Source organism: Amycolatopsis sp. WAC 01376, assembly GCF_003947415.1.
GTDB lineage: Bacteria > Actinomycetota > Actinomycetes > Mycobacteriales > Pseudonocardiaceae > Amycolatopsis.
This window is the reverse complement of the sequence record NZ_QHKL01000012.1, coordinates 38,761-59,331: the sequence shown is the minus strand read 5'-3', so window position 1 is coordinate 59,331 and position 20,571 is coordinate 38,761. Positions and strand designations below refer to the sequence as shown.

General features: G+C 68.8%; 16 protein-coding genes. 13 read left to right on the top strand and 3 right to left on the bottom strand.

Going from position 1 to position 20,571, the window contains the following annotated elements:
* Nucleotides 1–5: 5 nt before the first annotated feature.
* On the top strand, nt 6–560 hold the full coding sequence (locus DMH03_RS39425) for a hypothetical protein (protein WP_125797103.1): 555 nt from the start codon (nt 6–8) through the stop codon (nt 558–560).
* A gap of 36 nt (nt 561–596) precedes the next feature.
* Here the strand turns inward: DMH03_RS39425 and DMH03_RS39420 are convergent, their stop codons facing one another.
* A complete protein-coding gene (locus DMH03_RS39420; RefSeq protein WP_125797102.1) occupies nt 597–3,362 on the bottom strand; it encodes an FAD-binding and (Fe-S)-binding domain-containing protein in 2,766 nt (921 codons plus the stop codon).
* 94 nt (nt 3,363–3,456) lie between these two features.
* Between DMH03_RS39420 and DMH03_RS39415 the strand changes: the two genes are divergently transcribed.
* From DMH03_RS39415 to DMH03_RS39385, 7 genes are all read left to right on the top strand, one after another.
* On the top strand, nt 3,457–4,635 hold the full coding sequence (locus DMH03_RS39415; protein WP_125797101.1) for a GAF domain-containing protein: 1,179 nt from the start codon (nt 3,457–3,459) through the stop codon (nt 4,633–4,635).
* Complete coding sequence (locus DMH03_RS39410; protein ID WP_125797100.1) at nt 4,605–5,246, top strand: response regulator transcription factor; 642 nt, start codon at nt 4,605–4,607, stop codon at nt 5,244–5,246. Before DMH03_RS39415 ends, DMH03_RS39410 begins: the two co-directional genes overlap by 31 nt.
* A 182-nt stretch (nt 5,247–5,428) precedes the next feature.
* Nucleotides 5,429–6,238 (top strand): ABC transporter ATP-binding protein, encoded by an 810-nt coding sequence (locus DMH03_RS39405; protein ID WP_125797099.1) that lies wholly within the window; start codon nt 5,429–5,431, stop codon nt 6,236–6,238.
* A complete protein-coding gene (locus DMH03_RS39400) occupies nt 6,235–7,011 on the top strand; it encodes an ABC transporter ATP-binding protein (protein WP_199749202.1) in 777 nt (258 codons plus the stop codon). The genes DMH03_RS39405 and DMH03_RS39400 overlap by 4 nt, the downstream gene beginning before the upstream one ends.
* Nucleotides 7,008–7,886 (top strand): branched-chain amino acid ABC transporter permease, encoded by an 879-nt coding sequence (locus tag DMH03_RS39395; RefSeq protein WP_125797097.1) that lies wholly within the window; start codon nt 7,008–7,010, stop codon nt 7,884–7,886. Before DMH03_RS39400 ends, DMH03_RS39395 begins: the two co-directional genes overlap by 4 nt.
* Nucleotides 7,879–9,039: a branched-chain amino acid ABC transporter permease gene (locus DMH03_RS39390; protein ID WP_125797096.1), complete on the top strand. Its 1,161-nt coding sequence runs from the start codon at nt 7,879–7,881 to the stop codon at nt 9,037–9,039. The genes DMH03_RS39395 and DMH03_RS39390 overlap by 8 nt, the downstream gene beginning before the upstream one ends.
* Nucleotides 9,036–10,286 carry an ABC transporter substrate-binding protein gene (locus DMH03_RS39385; RefSeq protein WP_125797095.1) on the top strand — a complete coding sequence of 417 codons (1,251 nt, stop codon included), beginning with the start codon at nt 9,036–9,038 and terminating at the stop codon, nt 10,284–10,286. Before DMH03_RS39390 ends, DMH03_RS39385 begins: the two co-directional genes overlap by 4 nt.
* On the opposite strand, the gene DMH03_RS39380 is transcribed toward DMH03_RS39385, so the two are convergent.
* Entirely contained in the window at nt 10,228–11,286 is a 1,059-nt protein-coding gene (locus tag DMH03_RS39380; RefSeq protein WP_125797094.1) for a Glu/Leu/Phe/Val dehydrogenase dimerization domain-containing protein, read from the bottom strand. The two genes, DMH03_RS39385 and DMH03_RS39380, sit on opposite strands and share 59 nt — an antisense overlap.
* Before the next feature lie 111 nt (nt 11,287–11,397).
* On the opposite strand from DMH03_RS39380, the gene DMH03_RS39375 reads away from it, so the two are divergent.
* From DMH03_RS39375 to DMH03_RS39365, 3 genes are all read left to right on the top strand, one after another.
* Nucleotides 11,398–11,877, top strand: a complete 480-nt coding sequence (locus tag DMH03_RS39375; RefSeq protein ID WP_125797093.1) for an Lrp/AsnC family transcriptional regulator — start codon at nt 11,398–11,400, stop codon at nt 11,875–11,877.
* Nucleotides 11,878–12,008: 131 nt separating this feature from the next.
* Entirely contained in the window at nt 12,009–12,278 is a 270-nt protein-coding gene (locus tag DMH03_RS39370; RefSeq protein ID WP_125785740.1) for a hypothetical protein, read from the top strand.
* 41 nt (nt 12,279–12,319) lie between these two features.
* Entirely contained in the window at nt 12,320–12,886 is a 567-nt protein-coding gene (locus DMH03_RS39365) for a GNAT family N-acetyltransferase (protein ID WP_125797092.1), read from the top strand.
* Between the two features lie 115 nt (nt 12,887–13,001).
* On the opposite strand, the gene DMH03_RS39360 is transcribed toward DMH03_RS39365, so the two are convergent.
* Nucleotides 13,002–13,631, bottom strand: a complete 630-nt coding sequence (locus tag DMH03_RS39360; RefSeq protein ID WP_125797091.1) for a YigZ family protein — start codon at nt 13,629–13,631, stop codon at nt 13,002–13,004.
* A 551-nt stretch (nt 13,632–14,182) separates the two neighbouring features.
* On the opposite strand from DMH03_RS39360, the gene gltB reads away from it, so the two are divergent.
* Both gltB and DMH03_RS39350 read left to right on the top strand, forming a co-directional pair.
* Nucleotides 14,183–18,721 (top strand): glutamate synthase large subunit, encoded by a 4,539-nt coding sequence (gene gltB, locus DMH03_RS39355; RefSeq protein ID WP_125797090.1) that lies wholly within the window; start codon nt 14,183–14,185, stop codon nt 18,719–18,721.
* On the top strand, nt 18,714–20,165 hold the full coding sequence (locus tag DMH03_RS39350) for a glutamate synthase subunit beta (protein ID WP_125797089.1): 1,452 nt from the start codon (nt 18,714–18,716) through the stop codon (nt 20,163–20,165). Before gltB ends, DMH03_RS39350 begins: the two co-directional genes overlap by 8 nt.
* Nucleotides 20,166–20,571: the final 406 nt, after the last annotated feature.

Below are 20,571 nucleotides of genomic sequence, written 5' to 3'. Positions count from 1 at the left end.
CGGCCATGACTTTCGGCTCACCCGCGAACTGGGGCGCGACCCCGGAAGAACGCCGCCGCGCGCAGCCGGCGGACACCCTGCTCGACGGCCCTGTCGCCCGCTTCGACCGCGCGGTCACCGTGCACGCGCCCGCCGCGCTCGCCTACCGCTGGCTCTGCCAGATCTCGGTCGCGCCCTACAGCTACGACCTGCTCGACAACCTGGGACGCCGCAGTCCCGGCACACTCACCCCCGGCGCCGACGAACTCGCGCCCGGCGACACGCTGATCGTGTTCGAGCTGACCGAGGTCGAACACGGACACCACCTCACCGGCCGCACCTTCGCCAAGTCGGAGAACCTGTTCGGCCCCGTGGCCGCGACGTACTCGGTCGAACCGATCGACGAGCGGTCGTGCCGGATGCTGTGCCGCATCGTCGTGACCTCGAAGGGGTTTCGCGGGCGCCTCAAGGAGTTCCTGCTGGGCTGGGGCGACCTGATCATGATGCGGAAACAGCTGCTGACGTTGAAGAAACACGCCGAACAGGACGCACGCCTCGGTCGCGGGGGTCGTGAGTGGTAATGAGCGTTCTAACGCTCATTACCACTCACGAGGCGTCTAGGGCAACGCTCGCTTCAACAACTCCGCCAGGTGCACGGCCCGCCGCCCGTCGAGTTGCTCGATCTGCGTCCGGCAGCTGAACCCGTCCGCGACCACCTCGGTGCCCTCGGCCGCGGCGCGGATCGCGGGCAGCATGCGGTCTTCGGCGCAGGCGACGGAAACGTCGTAGTGCCCGCGTTCGAAGCCGAAGTTGCCCGCCAGTCCACAGCAACCGGAGTCCATTGTGGAATTGTGGATACCCGCGGCGCGCATCACGGCCTCGTCGGCGTCGAAACCGAGCACGGCGTGCTGATGGCAGTGCACCTGGCTGAGCGCCTCGACGTCCAGTGGCCGGAATTCGAGCGGCGAGTCCTCGACGAGTTCGGCGAACGTCCTGGTCTGTTCGGCCAGTAGTTTCGCCACCGGGTCGTCGGGCACGAGAGCCGGGAGGTCACCGCGGAACAGTGCCGTGCAACTCGGCTCCAGGCCGGCGACCAGGTAGCCCGACCGCAGGTACGGTTCGAGTACGGAAAGCGTGCGGCGCAACACTTTCTTCGCCACGTCGAGCTGTCCGGTGGACACCCAGGTGAGGCCGCAGCAAACGCCACGATCGGGCAGGACGACGTCGTATCCCGCCGCGGTGAGCACCTCGGCCGCGGCGTCGAGGACGTCGGGGGTGAGGTAATTGTTGAAGGAGTCGGGCCACAGCACCACGGGCCGGGAGCCGGTCGCCCAGCGCTTGAGATCGGCGCGGCGTCGCGTGAACGGCGCCGGGGCGAAGGTCGACAGGTCTCGTTCCGGCGCGATCCCGCCGAACTTCTTCAGCAGCCCGGAGAACCGGCGCGACATCGTGTTCGCCAGCCGGGGCGCCAGCGAGGCCGCGCGCAGCCACACCGGCAGCCAGCCCATCGAATAGTGCGACGCCGGGCGCAGCCGTCCCTTGTGGTGCTGGTGCAGGAATTCCGCCTTGTAGGTCGCCATGTCGACGTCGACCGGGCAATCGGACAGACAGCCCTTGCAGGACAGGCAGAGATCCAGCGCCTCCGCGACCTCCTCCGAACGCCAGCCGTCGGTGATCAGTTCGCCGTTCACCATTTCGGCGAGCAGATGCGCGCGGCCCCGCGTCGAGTGCTTCTCCTCGCGTGTGGCGCGGTAACTCGGGCACATCACGCCCGCTCCGGTGGTGTTGCGGCATTTCCCGACGCCGACACAGCGCCGCATCGCCTGCCCGAAGCTCCCCCGGTCCTCCGGGTACGCGAGCGCGGTGACGTCTTCGAGCTCCAGCGGTGCGTGCCGCACGCGGAGATCCGCGTCGACCGGCCTGGGATTCACCAGGATGCCCGGGTTCATCCTGCCCGCCGGATCGAAGATTCCCTTGAACCGTGCGAAAAGCGCGAGCATCTCGGGGCTGTACATGCGGGAGAGCAGTTCCGAGCGGGCCTGGCCGTCGCCGTGTTCCCCGGACAGCGAACCGCCGTGCGCGGCGACCAGGTCGGCCGCCTCTTCCAGGAACGACCGGAACCCGGCGATCCCTTGCGGTGACAGCAGGTCGAAGTCCAGCCGCAGGTGCAGGCAGCCCTCGCCGTAGTGGCCATAGACCACGCTCTTGCGGCCGTGTTCGCGCATGAGTTGCTTGAACTCCCGCAAGTAGGCACCTAAACGCTCGGGCGGGACTGCCGCGTCCTCCCAGCCGGGCCAGGCTTCCTCACCCCCGGCCAGCCGGGTCGCGAGACCGGCACCTTCCTCCCGGATCCGCCACAGCCGCTTTTGCGCGGCCACGTCGTCCAGCAGCGTGGAACCGGTCAACGCGCCGCGCAGGCCGGCGATCAGCCCGCGCGCCTGGTCCGGGTCGGCCATCTCGACGAACAGCCAGGCGCCGCCCGGCGGAAGCCCGTCGGCGCGGCCCGGTTCCAGCAGCGCGACGAGGTCCGCGTCGACGCCCTCCACGGTCAGCGGCGACCACGGCAGGATCGCCGGGACGGCGTCGGCCGCGGCGATGTCGGACTCGAAACCGAGCACCGCGAGCACCTTGCGTTGAGGGACCTCGGCGAGGGAAACGGTCGCCTCCAGCACGGTGACGCAGGTGCCTTCGCTGCCGACGAGCGCCTTGGCGACGTCGAAACCGTTCTCCGGCAACAGGTGTTCCAGTCCGTAGCCGGACACCCGCCTGCTGAAGGTGGACAGTTCGGTGCGCAGCAACGCCAGGTCGTCCCGGACGAGTGCGCGTAACTCCGAGAAGACCCGGCCTTCCGTGCCGGGCTTGGCCGCCCGCGCGTCCACTTCGGACGGCGAGGTCGGGCCGACGGTCAACCGGGTGCCGTCGTAGAGCAGCACGTCCAGCTCGCGGACGACGTCGACCGTGCGGCCATAAGCGACCGAATGCGAGCCGCAGGCGTTGTTGCCGATCATCCCGCCGATCGTGCACCGCGAATGCGTCGACGGATCGGGCCCGAACCGGAGGCCGTGCGGCGCGGCGAGGCGCTGGAGGTCGTCGAGGACGGTTCCCGGGGCGACCCTCGCCGTGCGCGCGCCCGGATCGAGATCGAGGACGCCGCCGAGGTGGCGCGAGGTGTCGATCACGACGCCCGGCCCGCACGAGTTGCCCGCGACGCTGGTGCCGCCGCCGCGGGCGATCACCGGCAGCCCGGCCGCACGGCAGGCGGCGACGGCCGCGATCACCTCGTCGACACTCCTCGGCAGCACCACACCCTTCGGCACGTGCCGGTAGTTGGAGGCATCGGTCGTGTACAGCGCCAGTGTCGCGGCGTCCGCCAGGATCTCCACGGGTCCATTCAAGACAACCGCGGGCGAGAACGCATCGGTGAACCTCTCCGGACGGGTGTGTCGGAAACCACGTCCGATATGCGATCGTGAGCGCGTGACGGCGAGACGGCACGCCGCTGGAGACCTCGCCGCCGAGCACAGCGCGGTGCTCGGCGGGCTTCTTCGCGAGCGCGAAGAGCTGCTCGCCACCCTCGACCGGGTCGCGGCGCTCAACGGCACCGCGCGGCTGATCCGCGAGTCGATCGGCACCCATTCCGGCTTCGTCGCCGAGCTGACCGGACCCGAGCAGGCGGTGATCCGCTGGATGTCGGGCACCCGCACGGACGCGCTGCAGGACCTCGCCGTACCGATCGGCCAGGGCATCGGCGGGCGCGTGCTCGCGCTGGGCAAGCCGGTCCGGGTCAACGACTACGTCAACTCGCCGAGTATCACCCACCAGTTCGACGCGCAGGGGCGCGGCGAGGGCCTCGCCGCGATGATCGCCGTCCCGATCGTCAACGGGACCGAGACCGTCGCCATCGCGTACGCCGCCATGCGCGAGCGCCGCGACTTCGGCGACGACGCGGTCAAGTCGCTCGAGGACATCGCCGCCGAGGCGGGCCGGGCGCTGAAACTGGCGTCGGTCGCCGAGGCCGACCGCGAAACGGCGCTGTCCGCCGAGCGGCTCCGGATGCAGAGCGCACTGCACGATTCGGTCGGCGCGCTGCTGTTCTCCATCGGCGTCCAGGTCCGGAACCTGCACGAGGACATCAGCGACAACCCGGCGCTCGAATCGCGGCTGCGGCGGCTGGAAGGCGACGTCTCGGCCGCGTCGAGGGCGCTGCGCGAGTCGCTGCTGGCGTTGTCGGAGTCGAGCCCGGAACGCGCGCTGCCGGTGGAACTGGCCGAGCACTGCCGCTCGTTCCAGGCCCGCTGCGGCGTCCCGGCGCGGTTCGTCCAGCTCGCCCCGGTGCCGCGGCTCGACGCCGAACGCACCGGCCTGCTGGTGGCTGCCGTCCGGGAGGGCCTGCTCAACGTGGAGAAACACGCCGACGCGCTGTCCGCCGCGGTCAGCCTGCTGCCCAGCGACGACGGCGTGCAGGTGGTCGTCGCCGACGACGGGACCGGTCATCGGACCGAAGAGGCCGAGGAACCCGAACCCGGCACCGGGATGGGGCTGCGCGCGCTGGCCGAACGCGCCGCGCGGCTCGGCGGCCGGGTCCTGCTGGTCCGCGACGAGGACGACGGGTGCACACTGCGCGCATGGGTTCCGGAACCGTGCCGTCGCCGGTGACGGTGCTCGTCGTGGACGACCATCCGGTGGTCCGCGACGGGGTGAGCCTGCTGCTGCGCTACGACCCGGCGATGACCGTGGTCGGTTCGGCCGAGACCGGCCGGTCCGCGGTGCGGCGGGCGGGTGAGCTGAAGCCGGCGCTGATCCTGCTCGACCTGCGGTTGCCGGACATGCTCGCGCCCGAGGTCATCGCCGAACTCCGGCGCGTGCACCCGGCGGGGCGGATCGTGGTGTTCACCGCGCACGGCGACCATCAGGGTGTCCGGGCCGCGCTGGACTCCGGGGCGCACGGCTGCCTGCTCAAGGACGTCGCCGGGACCGATCTGGTGGCGGCGTTGCGGCAGGTGCTCAAGGGCGAACGCGTCGTCGACCCGCGCATCTTCCCCGACGACGGCCAGCGGTCGGACGCGCTGGCCCGCAGCGGCCTGACGCGGCGCGAGTACGAGGTCCTGAGGCTCGCCGCGCAGGGACAGACGAACCCGGAGATCGCGGAATCGACCGGCCTGGCGCGGAACACGGTGAAGACGTACCTGCAGTCCGCTTTGCACAAACTCGGCGCCCGGAACCGCGTCGAGGCCATCGGCAAGGCCTCCGAAGCCGGCCTCCTCTGACCCCGCATTTAGTCCTCTGAATGCGGTACTTCGACGTCGAACTACCGCATTCAGAGGACGAAACGCGCCGTGTCCGTTTTGTGTCCGGGCACCTCTCCAGGTGGGGGTAACGCAACGGAGGGTGCCCACGCAGGATGACCGCCACCGATCGTGACTCGTGTCACACGAACGGAGGAGGCGGCTTGCTCAGTGTCCGTGATCTTCAGGTGCGGTACGGCCGATCGGTGGCCGCACTGCACGGGGTCGACCTCGACGTTTCGCCCGATGGGGTGCTGGCGGTGCTCGGCAGCAACGGGGCCGGGAAGTCGACGCTGCTCCGCACCGTGTCGGGCACGCTGCGTATGCACCGGGGCTCGGTTTCCGCGGGAGAGGTGCGCTACGACGGCAAACCACTGTCCAAACTCGACCCTGCCCGCATCGTCGGTCTCGGCGTGGTCGGCGTCCCCGAAGGCCGCCAGGTGTTCGCGCGGATGACGGTCGAGGAGAACCTGCGCGCGGGCGGGATCGGCGCCCGTTCCCCGGAACAGCGCGCCGCCGCGAGGAAACGCGTCGACGAGCTCTTCCCGGTCCTGTCCGAGCGGGCCAAACAACGCGCGGGCCTGCTTTCCGGCGGTGAGCAGCAAATGCTCGCGATCGGCCGCGCACTGATGTCCGGCCCGCGGCTGCTGCTGCTCGACGAACCTTCGCTCGGTCTCGCGCCGAAGATCGTCGAGCAGATCGGCGACATCATCCGCGAGATCCACGACCAGGGCACCGCCGTGGTGCTGGTCGAGCAGAACGCCGTGATGGCGTTGCGCGTCGCCGATCACGCGATCGTCCTGGAAGTAGGCCGGGTCGCGCTGGCTGGGACGACGGCCGAGCTCGCGGCGAGCGAGGAGGTCCAACGGCTCTACCTCGGCGGTCACGCCGAATCGCAGGCCACCGCCGAGGCCGAGGCCGCCGACGCCCGCAAACAGCGCGCGGGCCGGAGCCTGACGAGGTGGGCCGGATGACGCCGCCCGAGTTGCACGTCGAGAACGTGACCCTGCGCTTCGGCGGGATCACCGCGCTGGACGACGTCTCGTTCACCGTCGGCTCCGGTTCGCTGCACGCGCTCATCGGCCCGAACGGCGCCGGGAAGTCCAGCTGTTTCAACGTGATCAGCGGGCTCTACCGGGCGAACAGCGGCACCGTCCGGCTCGGCGACACCGTCCTTTCCGGACTCGCGCCACACCGGCTCGCCGGTCTCGGGGTCGGCCGGTCGTTCCAGAACGCCGCCCTCTCCCCCGGCTCCACCGTGCTCGACAACGTCATGCTCGGACGGCACGCGCTGACCAAGGGCGGCTTCCTCGCCTGCGGGCTCCGGCTGCCGTGGACCGTTCGCGCCGAACGGCGGCATTCCGCGCGGGTGCGGGAGATCTGCGACTTCCTCGGCATCGGCGCGCTGGTGGACCTCCCGGTCGGCGCGCTGCCCTACGGCGCGGTGAAACGCGTCGACCTCGCCCGCGCGCTCGCCGTCGAACCGGTCCTGCTCCTGCTCGACGAACCGGCCGCGGGCATGAACGCGACCGAGACCGCCGAACTGGCCGGGACGATCCGCGACGTCCGTGACGAACTCGGCATCTCGATCCTGCTGGTGGAACACGACATGGGGCTGGTGATGGGCATCGCGGACCGGGTCACCGTCCTGGACTTCGGCAGGCGCATCGCCGACGGCACCCCGGCCGAGGTCCAGTCGGATCCGGACGTGATCAGGGCATATCTCGGCACGGAGGCCACGGCGTGAACACTTTCCTGCAACTCGTGGTGAACGGACTCGGCAAGGGCGCGGTGTTCGCGTTGCTGGCGCTGGGTTTCGTGATCATCTTCAAGGCCACCGAGGTGGTCAACTTCGCGCACGGCTCGCTCGTGCTCTTCGGCGGCTATCTGGTCGTCGTGACCCGCGAATCGCTCGGCTGGGCGGGTGCCTCACTGGTCGGCATCGTCTCCGCCGGACTGCTCGCCCTGCTGCTGGAACGGTTCCTGCTGTCCCGCTCGCGGCACGCGGACGCGAACAGCCTGGCGTTGCTGACCATCGGCGTCGACGTGATCGTCACGGAGGAGATCGTGCGGCGCCTCGGTGTCACGCTGCCGTTCCTCGGCGACGCCTGGGACGCGCAGCCGTTCCAGATCGGCGGGATCACCCTGTTCCGCACGCATCTGGTGGCGCTGGTGGTCGCCGCTGTGCTGATCACCGCGTTCACTTTGGCCTTCAAGTACTCGAACTGGGGTGTCGCGATGCGGGCCCAGGCCGAGAACCGCGAAGCCGCCGCGCTGATGGGGATCCGCAGTTCCCGGGTGACGGCGACGGCGTGGGTGGTCGCCGGGGTGCTCGCCGGGGTGGCCGTGCTCTTCATCGCCACACAGGACTTCTCCGGCGCGGGACTGTCCCGCGGCACGCACTCCATCGCGCTCGCGGCGTTCCCCGCGGCCATCCTCGGCGGGCTCGACTCGACGGCGGGCGCGGTGGTGGGCGGCCTGTTCGTCGGGCTGGTCGAGGCGCTTTCCGCGCAGTACGTGTCGTTCGACTTCTCCAAGAGCGCCGTCTTCCTGGTGATGCTCGTGGTGCTGGTGGTGCGGCCGTCCGGGTTGTTCGGGACAAGGGAGAGCACACGTGTCTGACACCGCTGTGAAAACCCCTGCCGCGGCTCCGCCGGCACCATCCGCGAAACGTGATCGGGGGCGGCTGCTCAAGGCGCTGGCCTGGGTCGCGCTGCTCGTCGTCCTGCTGGCGATCCCGCTGTACCTCGACGCCGCCTGGCTGAAGGCCGGGCAGTACATGATGATCGGCGGCGTCGGCGCGATCGGGCTCACCCTGCTGGTCGGGCAGGCCGGGCAGTTGTCGCTGGCGCACGCGTTCTTCCTGCTGGCGGGTGCGACCGGGTACACCGTCCTTTCCGGACCGGCCGGCGACGAGCGCGTGTTCGGCCTCGGTCTCGATCCCGGTCTGTCGCTGGTCGGCGCGGTGGTCATCACCGCTCTGCTGGGGCTGGCGTTCGCGCCGGTTTCCGGACGGCTGCGCGGGATCTACCTCGGCGTCGCGTCGCTGTCGCTCGTGTTCCTCGGGCTCTACTTCGGACAGTCGGCCGAAACGCTGACCGGCGGAACGTCGACCGGGCGCACCCCCGAGCCGTTCTCGCTGTTCGGTTTCCCGTTCACCAACGGCGGCCCGGAGATCGAACTGATGGGCGTGCCGATCCGGCAGGCGGAACGGCTCTGGTACCTGTTCCTGCTGCTGACCGTGCTCGCGTTCGTGGTCGCCAAGGCGGCGGTGCGCAGCCGGGTCGGCCGGTCGTGGCGGGCGGTGCGGGACAACGAAGCCGCCGCGTCCGTGATGGGCGTCAGCGTCACGCGCGCCAAGGCGGGCGCGTTCGCGGTCTCCTCGGCGTACGCGGGGCTCGCCGGCGCGATGACCGTGCTGTGGTTCGACATCCTCAAACCCGACGAAAGTGAATTCGGTACGTACGGCATCAACATCTCCATCGCCTTCCTGGCCATGGTGATCATCGGGGGACTCGGCTCGGTGCCGGGCGCGCTGGTCGGCGCGCTGATCGTCAACGGGCTGCCGCAGGTGCTTTCGCTGTATTCCGCCGATCTCGGCTGGTTCTCCGGAACCGGGGACGGCGCCTTGACCCCGATCCTGGTCAGCTCGTTCGTCTACGGCGCCGCGATCATCCTCGTGGTGCTCTTCGAACCGGGCGGGCTCGCCGCGATCTGGAACAAGCCAATCACCCCCGCCAAGAAACATCGTCTCCCGGAGGAGCAAGACAAATGAAGCGCACATATCCGGCCGTCGCGCTGGCGGCGGTCCTCGCCCTCTCGGCGTGCAGCACGAAAGCGGGCGACTCGGGGTCCTCGGGGGCGGACGGTTCGGGCGTCAAGACCGACAAAGGGGTGACGGCCTCGGAGATCACCCTCGGCGTGATGACCGACAAGACCGGGGTGTTCAAGAACCTCGGGCTCGGCATCACGCAGGGCAACGAGTTGTGGGCCAAGGACTTCAACACCGCGGGCGGGGCGTGCGGCCGTCAGGTCAAATTGGAGACCGTCGACCACGGCTACAAGGCGGACACGGCGAAGACGCTGTATCCGCAGATCGAGCCGAAGGTGCTCGGCTTCGTGCAGCTGCTCGGCTCGCCTGTGGTGGCCGCGTTGAAACAGAACATCGCGTCGGACAAGACCGTCGCCGCGCCCGCGTCGTGGTCTTCGGAACTGCTCGACAATCCGTACGTGATGATCGTCGGGACGACGTACGACCTGGAGATCATCGACGGCCTTTCCTACTTCCAGGAACAGGGCCTGGTGAAGGACGGCGACACGATCGGGCACGTCTACATCGACGGCGAGTACGGCAAGAACGGCCTGCGCGGCTCGCAGTTCTACGCCAAGAAGCACAATCTGACGGTCAAGGAAGTCAAGGTGACCTCGACCGACAACGACCTCACCAACATCATCACCGGGCTCAAGGGCTCCGGGGTGAAGTCCATCGTCCTCACCACCACCCCAGCGCAGACCGGTTCCGCGCTCGCGGCGAACAAGGCACTCGGGCTGAACGTCCCCGTGCTCGGCAACAACCCGGTGTTCGACCCCGTGCTGCTGAAGAGCCCGGCGGCGAACGCGCTGGACAAGCTGACGATCGTCGCCAGCAGCGTCCCGTTCTCCGCCGACATCCCCAAGGCCAAGGACGTCGCGACGAAGTACAAGGCGGCGTACAAGGAGACCCCGAACGGCGGGATCCCCTACGGCTACGCGGTCGGCGAGGTGTGGGGCACGGTGCTCAAGAAGGCCTGCGAGAACAAGGACCTCACCCGGGAGGGTATCGCCGCGGCGCTGAAGCAGACGACGTCGGCGAGCACCGGCGATCTGGTGGCGGCACTGGACTTCTCGAAGGCGGGCACCCCGGCGACGCGCCAGGTGTACGCGGCGACACCGGACGCGTCGGCCGAGGGCGGGGTCCGCTACGTCAAGCCGCTGTTCGAGGCTCCCGAGGCGAAGGAGTACGTGGCCCCGCACCAGAAGTGAGGCGGGCTTCGGCGAGTGCGTCCGCTTCGGCCAACGGCGTGGTGCCGTTGGCCGAAGCGGCGTCGAGGATCGTTCGCGTCGTCTCCTCCAGGGTTTCGACGCGGGCGAGCGCTTCGGCGTGGGTGAGGCTTTCGGCCTCGCGGCCGAGGGTGTAGACGACTCCCCCGGCGCTCGCGACGAAGTCCGGGATCCACAGGATTCCCTTGGCGGCGAGGTTCGCCGCCACTGTGTCGTCGGTGAGCTGGTTGTTCGCCGGGCCGACGACGAGCGGCGCGGCGACCTCGGTTCCGGGGCCGAAGACCCCGCCGACGGCGGCCGCGACGCGGACGTCGGCCTCGATGGCGAGCACCTGGTCCGGCCGGGCGACGCTCAGGCCCTGCTCCTCCGCGGCGGCGAGACGTCGTTCGTCCACATCGGACACGGTGACCTTGGCGCCCTGCTCGACCAGGTCGGCGGCGAGGTGGGCGCCGACCGAGCCGTAGCCGCTGATGACCACTTTTCGGTTGTTCATCGAGGCGTCACCGAAGGCGGCCCGGGCTCCTGCTCGCAGCACGGCGAGCACCCCGACGGCGGTCGGCCCGCTCGACGAACCGGTGCCGCCGTGCTCCTCGGGGAGGCAGAACACGTGCGGGGTCCGTTCACGCAGCACCAGCATGTCCTCCGGGCCGGTGCCGACGTCCGGGCCGGCGAGATACGCGCCGTCGAGTGACTCGATGAGGTCGGCGTGGTCGAGCAGGATCTCGCGCCGCCGCTCGGCGGTCGGCACGGTATCGAGGGCGACGACACTCTTGCCGCCGCCGAAGTCCAGGCCCGCGACAGCGCATTTGCGCGTCATCGCCGCGGACAGCCGCAGGACGTCGCCGATCGCGTCGTCGATGCGCGGATAGACCTTGAACCGGCAGCCGCCGACGGCCGGGCCGAGCGTGCGCGAGTGCACCGCCACCATCGTGGTCACCCCGGATCGGCGTCCCCGCCGGACGACCAGCTCTTGTACGGACATTTCGTTCCCTTCCACGCAATTAGTCGCCTACTTGCGCCGAAGTTAGGCTGATCCTCAGGGTTGCAGTGGTTATGCCGAACGTTATTCGGCAGAAGAGGCGAAGGAGCAGGCGTGGACGAACTTGATTCGGCGATCATCCGGGAACTCCAGGCGGATGCGCGGCAGTCGAACCGCGACATCGCCCGCAAGGTCGGCGTCGCGCCGTCGACCTGCCTGGAACGGACGCGGCTGCTGCGGGAGCGCGGCGTCATCCGCGGCTATCACGCGGACATCGACCTGCGCAGCCTCAACCGCGGCGTGCAGGCGATGGTCTCGGCGCAGGTGCGACCGCTGAGCCGGGAGGTGATCGACTCCTTCCAGCGTTCGGTCGCGGAATTGCCGGAGGTCCTTTCGGTCTTCGTCACCGCGGGCAGCGATGATTTCCTGATCCACGTCGCCGCGCAGGACGTCGATCAGCTCCACGCATTCCTGGTGGATCGCTTGGCGAAGCGCAAAGAGATCATCGGATTCCGCAGTTCGATCATTTTCCGGCATCTGCGCAAGACCGAGCTGGAACCGCTTCCGCGCCGAATACCGGGTGACAGCCCCTAGGTGTTCACCCTCGAATACGCGACACACCACCCTTAAGTACGCCCTAAATCCGAGACTTCGCATCGGAGAAGACGGAAACTGTCGGGGGTATGGGTTTCACTGTTCAGAGCGGAACAGAAAGGAGGCACGCCATGGACGTTCGGACGGAACTGAACCATCGTGAGCGGGCCACCCTGAGAGCCGTGGCCGAGGGCCACGCCGAAATCAGCTGCAGCTGCGAGCCGGACCTGTTCGTCGACGGCCTCGCTTGCTGCGACCAGCACACCGCGCACCGCCTTGCCCATCTCGGCCTGGTGGCGCCGGCCAGGGGCGGCCGGTGGGGTGAGCGCGTGCCCGCCCTGCTCACCGACGCCGGAGCGGTGGCGCTGGGCGGCCTCGCCAGGCCCGGGGTCGCCGCGTAAAACGGGTTGCCCGGGCACGCCCTCGGCGCCACGCTTTGCCGATGCGTGTCTTTCTGGAGACCGAGCGGCTCCTGCTGCGGCAGTTCACCGACGCCGACGTCGACGACCTGTTCGCGCTCTACGACGACCCCGAAGTCATGCGGTACCTCAATGGGGGCGAACCCGCCGACAGGGCGGAGATCGAAGAACACGATCTTCCCGCGTTTCTCGGTTACTACGAGCGTTTCCCCGGTTACGGATTCTGGGCGGCGATCGAGAAATCCAGCGGGTCTTTTCTGGGGTGGTTCCATTTCCGTCCGCTGCGCGGTCATCACACGGACGATCCGGAACTGGGCTATCGGCTGAACCGGTCTTCCTGGGGCAAGGGCTATGCGACCGAAGGTTCGCTCGCACTCCTGGAGAAGGGTTTCACGCAACTGGGGGCCCAGCGGGTCTGGGCGGGAACGATGGCGGTGAACCTCGGCTCGCGGCGGGTGATGGAGAAGATCGGGATGCGGCACGTCCGGACCTATCACGAGCACTTCGACAACCCGATCCCCGGCACGGAGGAGGGCGAGGTCGAGTACGCCATCACGCTGGAAGAGTGGCGGGCCCGCACCCGCCCGTGACCAAACCCGTCACTCGCGTGATTGAAAGCGTAACTCGCGTGATCAGAGGCGTAACTCGCGTGATCAGAAGGCGATCATCGAGTTACGCCTTCAATCACGCGTGTTACGTCTCTGATCACGGGGTGGGCAGCCAGGTCTCCCCGATCTCCTCGGTGAGGGCCTCCCCGCCGGTCAGGTCGGCGAGCCAGGTGTGGAAGGTGTCGCCCTGGTCCGGCGCGAGCCCGACGTCGAAGTGGGCGACGTCCTCGAAGCGGGTCGCGTGCAGCAGGTACGGCGACGAGCGGATGTCGTTCTCCAGCCGTCCGGCCCGGTCGTAGTCGACGACGACCTCCACCAGCCGGAGTCGCCGGTACTCCCGGACGCCGATGACGTCGACGGCCTCCGAAACGGCCTGGCCGTACGCGCGGATCAGGCCGCCGGCGCCGAGCAGCACGCCGCCGAAGTACCGGCTCACCACCGCGACGGTGTCGGTCAGCTCCCGGCGGCGGAGCACCTCGAGCATCGGGGTGCCCGCAGTGCCGGCCGGCTCGCCGTCGTCACTCGAACGTTGGGCGCGACCGTCGGCGCCTAACACGAACGCGTGACAGTGGTGCCGAGCCGCCGGTTCAGCCTTCCGGCGGGCCGCGATCAGCGAGCGGGCGGCCTCTTCCGAGGTGACCGGGGCGAGCGCGCAGAGGAAGCGTGACCGCCGGATTTCGATCTCGTGGACCCCGGTGCCCGCCACGGTGAGATAACGATCCGCCATCGGCCAAGCCTCTCAAACCAGGCAGATCGCTCTGCCGTTCGGGCGATCCGATGGTCACCGCCGGTCACCGCAACACCGGCGAAACCCACTCTCCCGCGCGATCCAGGTCACACTATCGGACTAGGTGAGCGATCGTTTACGCAGGTCAGAGCGCCGATGCTCCACTCAGTGGACATCTCATTCCAGCCAGTGGGCAGATGATGTTTGAAGTCAACGCCCGCGTGGCATTTCCCACCCCGACCAAGAGACGTATGTCGATAACAGCGATTTCACACTATCGTCATAAGACCGGCGAACCCGGGAGTAACACGTGTACCCGTCAGCCGCCCACCACAGTGGCCAGACGGCACCCATGTGCACAGCAGTACCGATATGCGCATCGGCCGCCCAGTGCAGTGCGGCTCTACGAGGCCTGCCCCCGTTTCCGCGGGCGGGATCGTTCCCTCTCGACTGACCATCGCGGTCCCGGACCACTCCGTTAACTGGTTCACGCACGAACCACCCGAACGGAGTGGTACCGGTCGCGCCGACGCCTTGGGAGGCGGCCAGCCGTGACCCACCATGCCAGCTACAAGGGCAGCAAGGCCCCCGAAGGCCTGTACGACCCGGAGTTCGAACATGACGCCTGTGGTGTCGCGTTCGTCGCAGACCTCTCCGGTAAACGCGATCACGGCATCGTCGCCAAAGCACTGATCGCGCTGCGGAACCTGGAACATCGCGGAGCCCGCGGCGCCGACCCGGAGACCGGCGACGGCGCCGGGATCCTCATCCAGGTCCCCGACGAGTTCTACCGCGAGGTCGTCGGCTTCGAACTTCCCGAGCCCGGCGCGTACGCCGTCGGCACGGCTTTCCTTCCGCAGGACGAAAACGCCCGCGGCCGGGCGATGACGACCATCGAGCGCGTCGCCGCCGAAGAGGGCATGCGCGTACTCGGCTGGCGCGACCTCCCCGTCGACACCGACCACGTCGGGACGGGCGCGGCCGAGACCATGCCGCATTTCAGCCAGCTGTTCCTCGCAGGACAGGACGCGCTGGAGGGCTTGGCCCTGGAACGCGCCGCCTTCGTGGTGCGCAAACGCGCCGAGCACGAGCTCGTCGAGGATGACGTCTACTTCCCGAGCCTGTCTTCGCGCACGATCGTCTACAAAGGAATGCTCACCGAGCCGCAGGTCGAGAAGTTCTTCGCCGACCTCACCGACGAGCGCGTCACCAGCGCCATCGGCCTGGTGCATTCCCGCTTCTCCACCAACACCTTCCCGTCGTGGCCGCTGGCGCATCCGTACCGGTACGTCGCCCACAACGGCGAGATCAACACCCTGCGCGGCAACCGCAACTGGATGGACGCGCGTGAGGCGCTGCTCGAATCCGACCTGATCCCCGGTGACCTCAAGCGGATCTACCCGATCATCACCCGCGGCGCGAGCGACTCGGCGTCCTTCGACGAGGTGCTGGAGCTGCTCCATCTCGGCGGGCGGCCGCTGCCGCACGCGGTGCTGATGATGATCCCGGAGGCTTGGGAGAACCATCAGGAGATGGACCCCGCGCGCCGCGCGTTCTACGAGTTCCACTCGACGCTGATGGAACCGTGGGACGGCCCCGCGCTGGTCTCGTTCACCGACGGTACCCAGATCGGCGCGGTGCTCGACCGCAACGGCCTGCGCCCCGCCCGGTACTGGGTCACCGAAGACGGCCTCGTCGTCCTCGCCAGCGAGGTCGGCGTGCTGGAGCTGGACCAGTCCACGATCGTCCGGAAAGGACGGTTGGAGCCGGGCCGCATGTTCCTCGTGGACACGGCCGCCGGCCGGATCGTCGAGGACGAGGAGATCAAGGACCGGCTCGCCACCGAGCATCCGTACGACGAATGGGTCGAGGACGGGCTGCTTCCGCTCGACGGGCTTCCCGAGCGTGAGCGCGAGATCCCGCCGCACGCCGCGCTCGTCCGCCGTCAGCAGGCTTTCGGCTACACCGAAGAGGAACTCGACGTCCTGCTCCAGCCGATGGCCCGCACCGGCGCGGAGCCGATCGGCTCGATGGGCAACGACTCCCCCATCGCGTCGCTGTCCAGCCGCCCTCGGCTGATCTTCGACTACTTCATCCAGCTCTTCGCCCAGGTGACCAACCCGCCGCTGGACGCGATCCGCGAAGAACTCGTCACCGCGCTCGGCACCCAGCTCGGCGCGCAGCCGAACCTGCTGGAGGCCGACGCGAAGTCGTGCCGCCGGATCGTGCTGCCCTTCCCGGTGCTGGACAACGACGAGTTCGCGAAACTCGTACACGTCAACGACGACGGCGATCTGCCGGAGTTCCAGGCGGTCACCGTGCACGGCACCTACGACGTCCACGGCGGCGGCGAGGCGCTCGTGCGGCGGCTCGACGAGATCCGGGCCGAGGTGTCCGCGGCCATCGCCGAGGGCGCGCGGCTGATCGTGCTGTCCGACCGCGGGATCGACGAAGACCACGCGGGTATCCCGTCGCTGCTGCTCACCGGCGCGGTGCACCACCATCTGGTGCGCGAGAAGACCCGCACGCAGGTCGGCCTCATCGTCGAGGCGGGCGACGCGCGCGAGGTGCACCACATCGCGCTGCTGATCGGCTACGGCGTCGCGGCGGTGAACCCGTATCTGGCGATGGCGACCGTCGAGGAGATGGCCGACCAGGGCCTGATCCCCGGTGCCACCGCCAAACAGGCCACCGCGAACCTGATCAAGGCGCTGGGCAAGGGCGTCCGCAAGACGATGTCGAAAATGGGAGTGTCCACAGTGGCCTCCTACACCGGCGCGCAGATCTTCGAAGCGGTCGGTCTCGGCGACGAGGTCATCCAGAACTGCTTCACCGGCACCACTTCCCGGCTCGGCGGCGTCGGCTTCGACACGCTCGCGCTGGAAGTCGCCGAACGGCACCGCCGCGCGTTCCCGCGCGACGGGTTCCGCGCGAACCACCGCGAGCTGGAGACCGGCTCGGACTACCAGTGGCGCCGCGAGGGCGAACCGCATCTGTTCAACCCGCAGACGGTGTTCAAGCTGCAGCACTCCACCCGTGCCGGGAAGTACGAGGTCTTCAAGGAGTACACGAAGGCCGTCGACGACCAGGCGCAGAAGCTGTACACGCTGCGCGGGCTGTTCGACTTCAAGATCGGGCAGCGGCCCGCCGTGCCGATCGAGGAGGTCGAGCCGGTCTCCGAGATCGTCAAGCGGTTCGCCACCGGCGCGATCTCCTACGGCTCGATTTCGGCCGAGATGCACGAAACCCTGGCCATCGCGATGAACCGCCTCGGCGGCAAGTCGAACACCGGTGAGGGCGGCGAGGATCCGGACCGGCTCTACGACCCCGAACGCCGCAGCGCGGTCAAGCAGGTCGCGAGTGGACGGTTCGGCGTCACCAGCGAATACCTGGTCAACGCCGACGACATCCAGATCAAGATGGCGCAGGGCGCGAAGCCCGGCGAGGGCGGCCAGCTGCCCGGCGCGAAGGTGTACCCGTGGATCGCGAAGACGCGGCACTCCACGGCGGGTGTCGGGCTCATCTCGCCGCCGCCGCACCACGACATCTACTCGATCGAGGATCTCGCCCAGCTGATCCACGACCTCAAGAACGCCAACCCGGCCGCGCGCATCCACGTGAAGCTCGTGTCCGAGGTCGGCGTCGGCACGGTCGCGGCCGGTGTCTCCAAGGCACACGCGGACGTCGTGCTCATCTCCGGGCACGACGGCGGCACGGGTGCTTCCCCGCTGTCGTCGATCAAGCACGCGGGCGGCCCGTGGGAACTCGGGCTCGCCGAGACGCAGCAGACGCTGCTGGCCAACCGGCTGCGCGACCGGATCGTCGTGCAGACCGACGGCCAGCTCAAGACCGGCCGTGACGTCGTCATCGCCGCGCTGCTCGGCGCCGAGGAGTTCGGCTTCGCGACCGCGCCGCTGGTGGTTTCCGGCTGCATCATGATGCGGGTGTGTCACCTCGACACCTGTCCGGTCGGCGTCGCGACGCAGAACCCCAAGCTGCGTGAGAAGTTCAGCGGCAAGGCGGAGTACGTGGTGAACTTCTTCGAGTTCATCGCCCAGGAGGTCCGGGAGTACCTGGCGGAGCTGGGTTTCCGGTCCATCGCCGAGGCCGTCGGCCACGCGGAGATGCTCGACAAGCGCAAGGCGATCGATCACTGGAAGGCCGCCGGGCTCGACTTGTCGCCGATCTTCCACGTGCCCGCGATGGCCCCGGCCGGGCTGCGGCACCAGCAGACGGTGCAGGACCACGGGCTGGAGAAGGCGCTCGACAACACGCTGATCCAGCTCGCCGAGGGCGCGCTGTCCTCCGGGGACAAGGTGCGGCTGGAACTGCCGGTCCGCAACGTGAACCGGACCGTCGGCACCATGCTCGGCCACGAACTCACCAAGCGGTGGGGCGGCGAAGGCCTGCCGGACAACACGATCGACGTCACCTTCACCGGGACCGCCGGTCAGTCGTTCGGCGCGTTCGTGCCCAAGGGCATCACGCTGCGGCTCTACGGCGACGGCAACGACTACGTCGGCAAGGGTCTCTCCGGTGGACGGCTCATCGTGCGGCCGCCGAAGGTGGCGCGGTACAACGCCGAAGAGCACATCATCGCGGGCAACGTGATCGGCTACGGCGCGACCAGCGGCGAGATCTTCATCCGCGGCAAGGTCGGCGAGCGGTTCTGCGTGCGCAACTCGGGCGCGCTGGCCGTCGTCGAGGGCGTCGGCGACCACGGTTGCGAGTACATGACCGGTGGCCGTGTCGTCGTGCTCGGCAACGTGGGCCGCAACTTCGCGGCAGGCATGTCGGGCGGCGTCGCCTACGTGCTGGACCTGCCCGCGCACCGGATCAACCCGGAGATGGTCGACGTCGACCCGCTGGATTCGTCCGATGTGGACTTCCTGCGTGAGGCACTCGAAAAGCATTACGACGAAACGGAGTCCGCGATCGCGCGTGCGCTGCTCGCCGAGTGGGACGCCGCCGTCGACCGGTTCGGCAAGGTCATGCCGAAGGACTACAAGCGCGTGCTCGCGGCGCAGGCTGAAGCCGAGCGTGACGGGCGTGACGTGAACGAGGCGATCATGGAGGCCGCACATGGCTGACCCCAAGGGCTTTCTGACCACCACTCGCGAGACGCCCAAGAGCCGTCCCGTCGACCTGCGCCTGATGGACTGGCGCGAGGTGTACGAGGACTTCGCGACGTCGAAACTGCAGAAGCAGGCCGGACGCTGCATGGACTGCGGCATCCCGTTCTGCCACCAGGGCTGCCCGCTCGGGAACCTCATCCCCGAGTGGAACACGCTGACCTGGCGCGACGATTGGCGTGAGGCGGCCGAGCGGCTGCACGCGACCAACAATTTCCCGGAGTTCACCGGGACCCTCTGCCCGGCGCCGTGCGAGACGGCGTGTGTGCTCGGGATCAACGACGATCCCGTCACCATCAAGCGGGTCGAGATCTCGATCATCGACCGGGCCTTCGAAGAAGGCTGGGTCACGCCGGAACTGCCGGTCGCCAAGACCGGCAAGAAGGTGGCGGTGGTCGGATCCGGCCCGTCGGGACTCGCCGCGGCGCAGCAGCTCACGCGCGCGGGCCACAGTGTCGTGGTCTTCGAGCGGGCCGACAAGATCGGCGGGCTGCTGCGCTACGGCATCCCCGAATTCAAGATGGAGAAGCACCGCCTCGACCGGCGCCTCGACCAGATGCGCGCGGAAGGCACGGAGTTCCGGACCTCGGTGAACGTCGGCGTCGACCTCACCGTCGAGGAACTCAAGTCGTCCTACGACGCCGTGGTCCTCGCCGGCGGCGCGACGGCGTGGCGCGACCTGCCGATCGACGGCCGCGAGCACAACGGCATCCACCAGGCGATGGAGTTCCTCCCGCACGCCAACCGGGTCGCCGCCGGCGAGCTGGACGTGTCGCCGATCAGCGCCGAGGGCCTCGACGTCGTCGTCATCGGCGGCGGCGACACCGGCGCGGACTGCGTCGGGACCTCGCACCGCCAGGGCGCGAAGTCGGTGACACAGCTGGAGATCATGCCGAAGCCGCCGCTTTCGCGGTCCGACGCGCATCCGTGGCCGACGTACCCGATGATCTACCGCGTCTCGTCCGCGCACGAAGAAGGCGGCGAGCGGCTGTACTCGGTCAACACCCAGGAGTTCCTGGCCGACGCCGACGGGCGCGTGCGCGCGCTGAAGCTGGTCGAGGTGCGCAACGAGGGCGGCAAGTTCGTCCCGGTTCCCGGAACGGAACGCGAACTGCCCGCGCAACTGGTGCTGCTCGCGATGGGCTTCGTCGGCCCGGAGCGGGAAGGCCTGCTGGAGTCGCTCGAGGTCGAACTGGACCAGCGCGGCAACGTCACCCGCGACAAGGCGTTCAAGACCAGCGTCGACAACGTGTTCGTGGCGGGCGACATGGGCCGCGGCCAGTCGCTCATCGTGTGGGCGATCGCCGAAGGCCGCTCCGCCGCGGCCGGGGTGGACGCGTTCCTCACCGGGCGGGACGTCCTGCCCGCTCCCATCGCGCCGACCGACCGGCCTCTCACCTAGGCGACTCTTCAGTACATGAAGGCCCCCTTCCTTGCGCCTGACGCAAGGAAGGGGGCCTTCATGTACTTGGGCGCGTGCTTCGCGTACGGGTGCCGCGCCGCGGCGTCCCCAATGCCACATTGGGGACACCGAACGAACCCGGCGGAACCGAGTTTCCCCACGCACCGCCCCGCTCCGCCTGCCCGGCCGCCCTGTCCCCCGCTCGCAACTCGCCACCTACTTGCGTCGGTCACGCATGCGACTCTCGCAAGTAGGTGACGAATTGCGGGGCGTGACGATCGCTTTGGTTCTTTCGGGTGATAAAACCGCCGAAAGAGGGTACTTGCGGGTGAAGACGGCGAGGTTTCGGTATCGGTTGTATCAAGGGGTAAGGCCCGCACGGCGGCGAAGACCGGCACCATCGGCC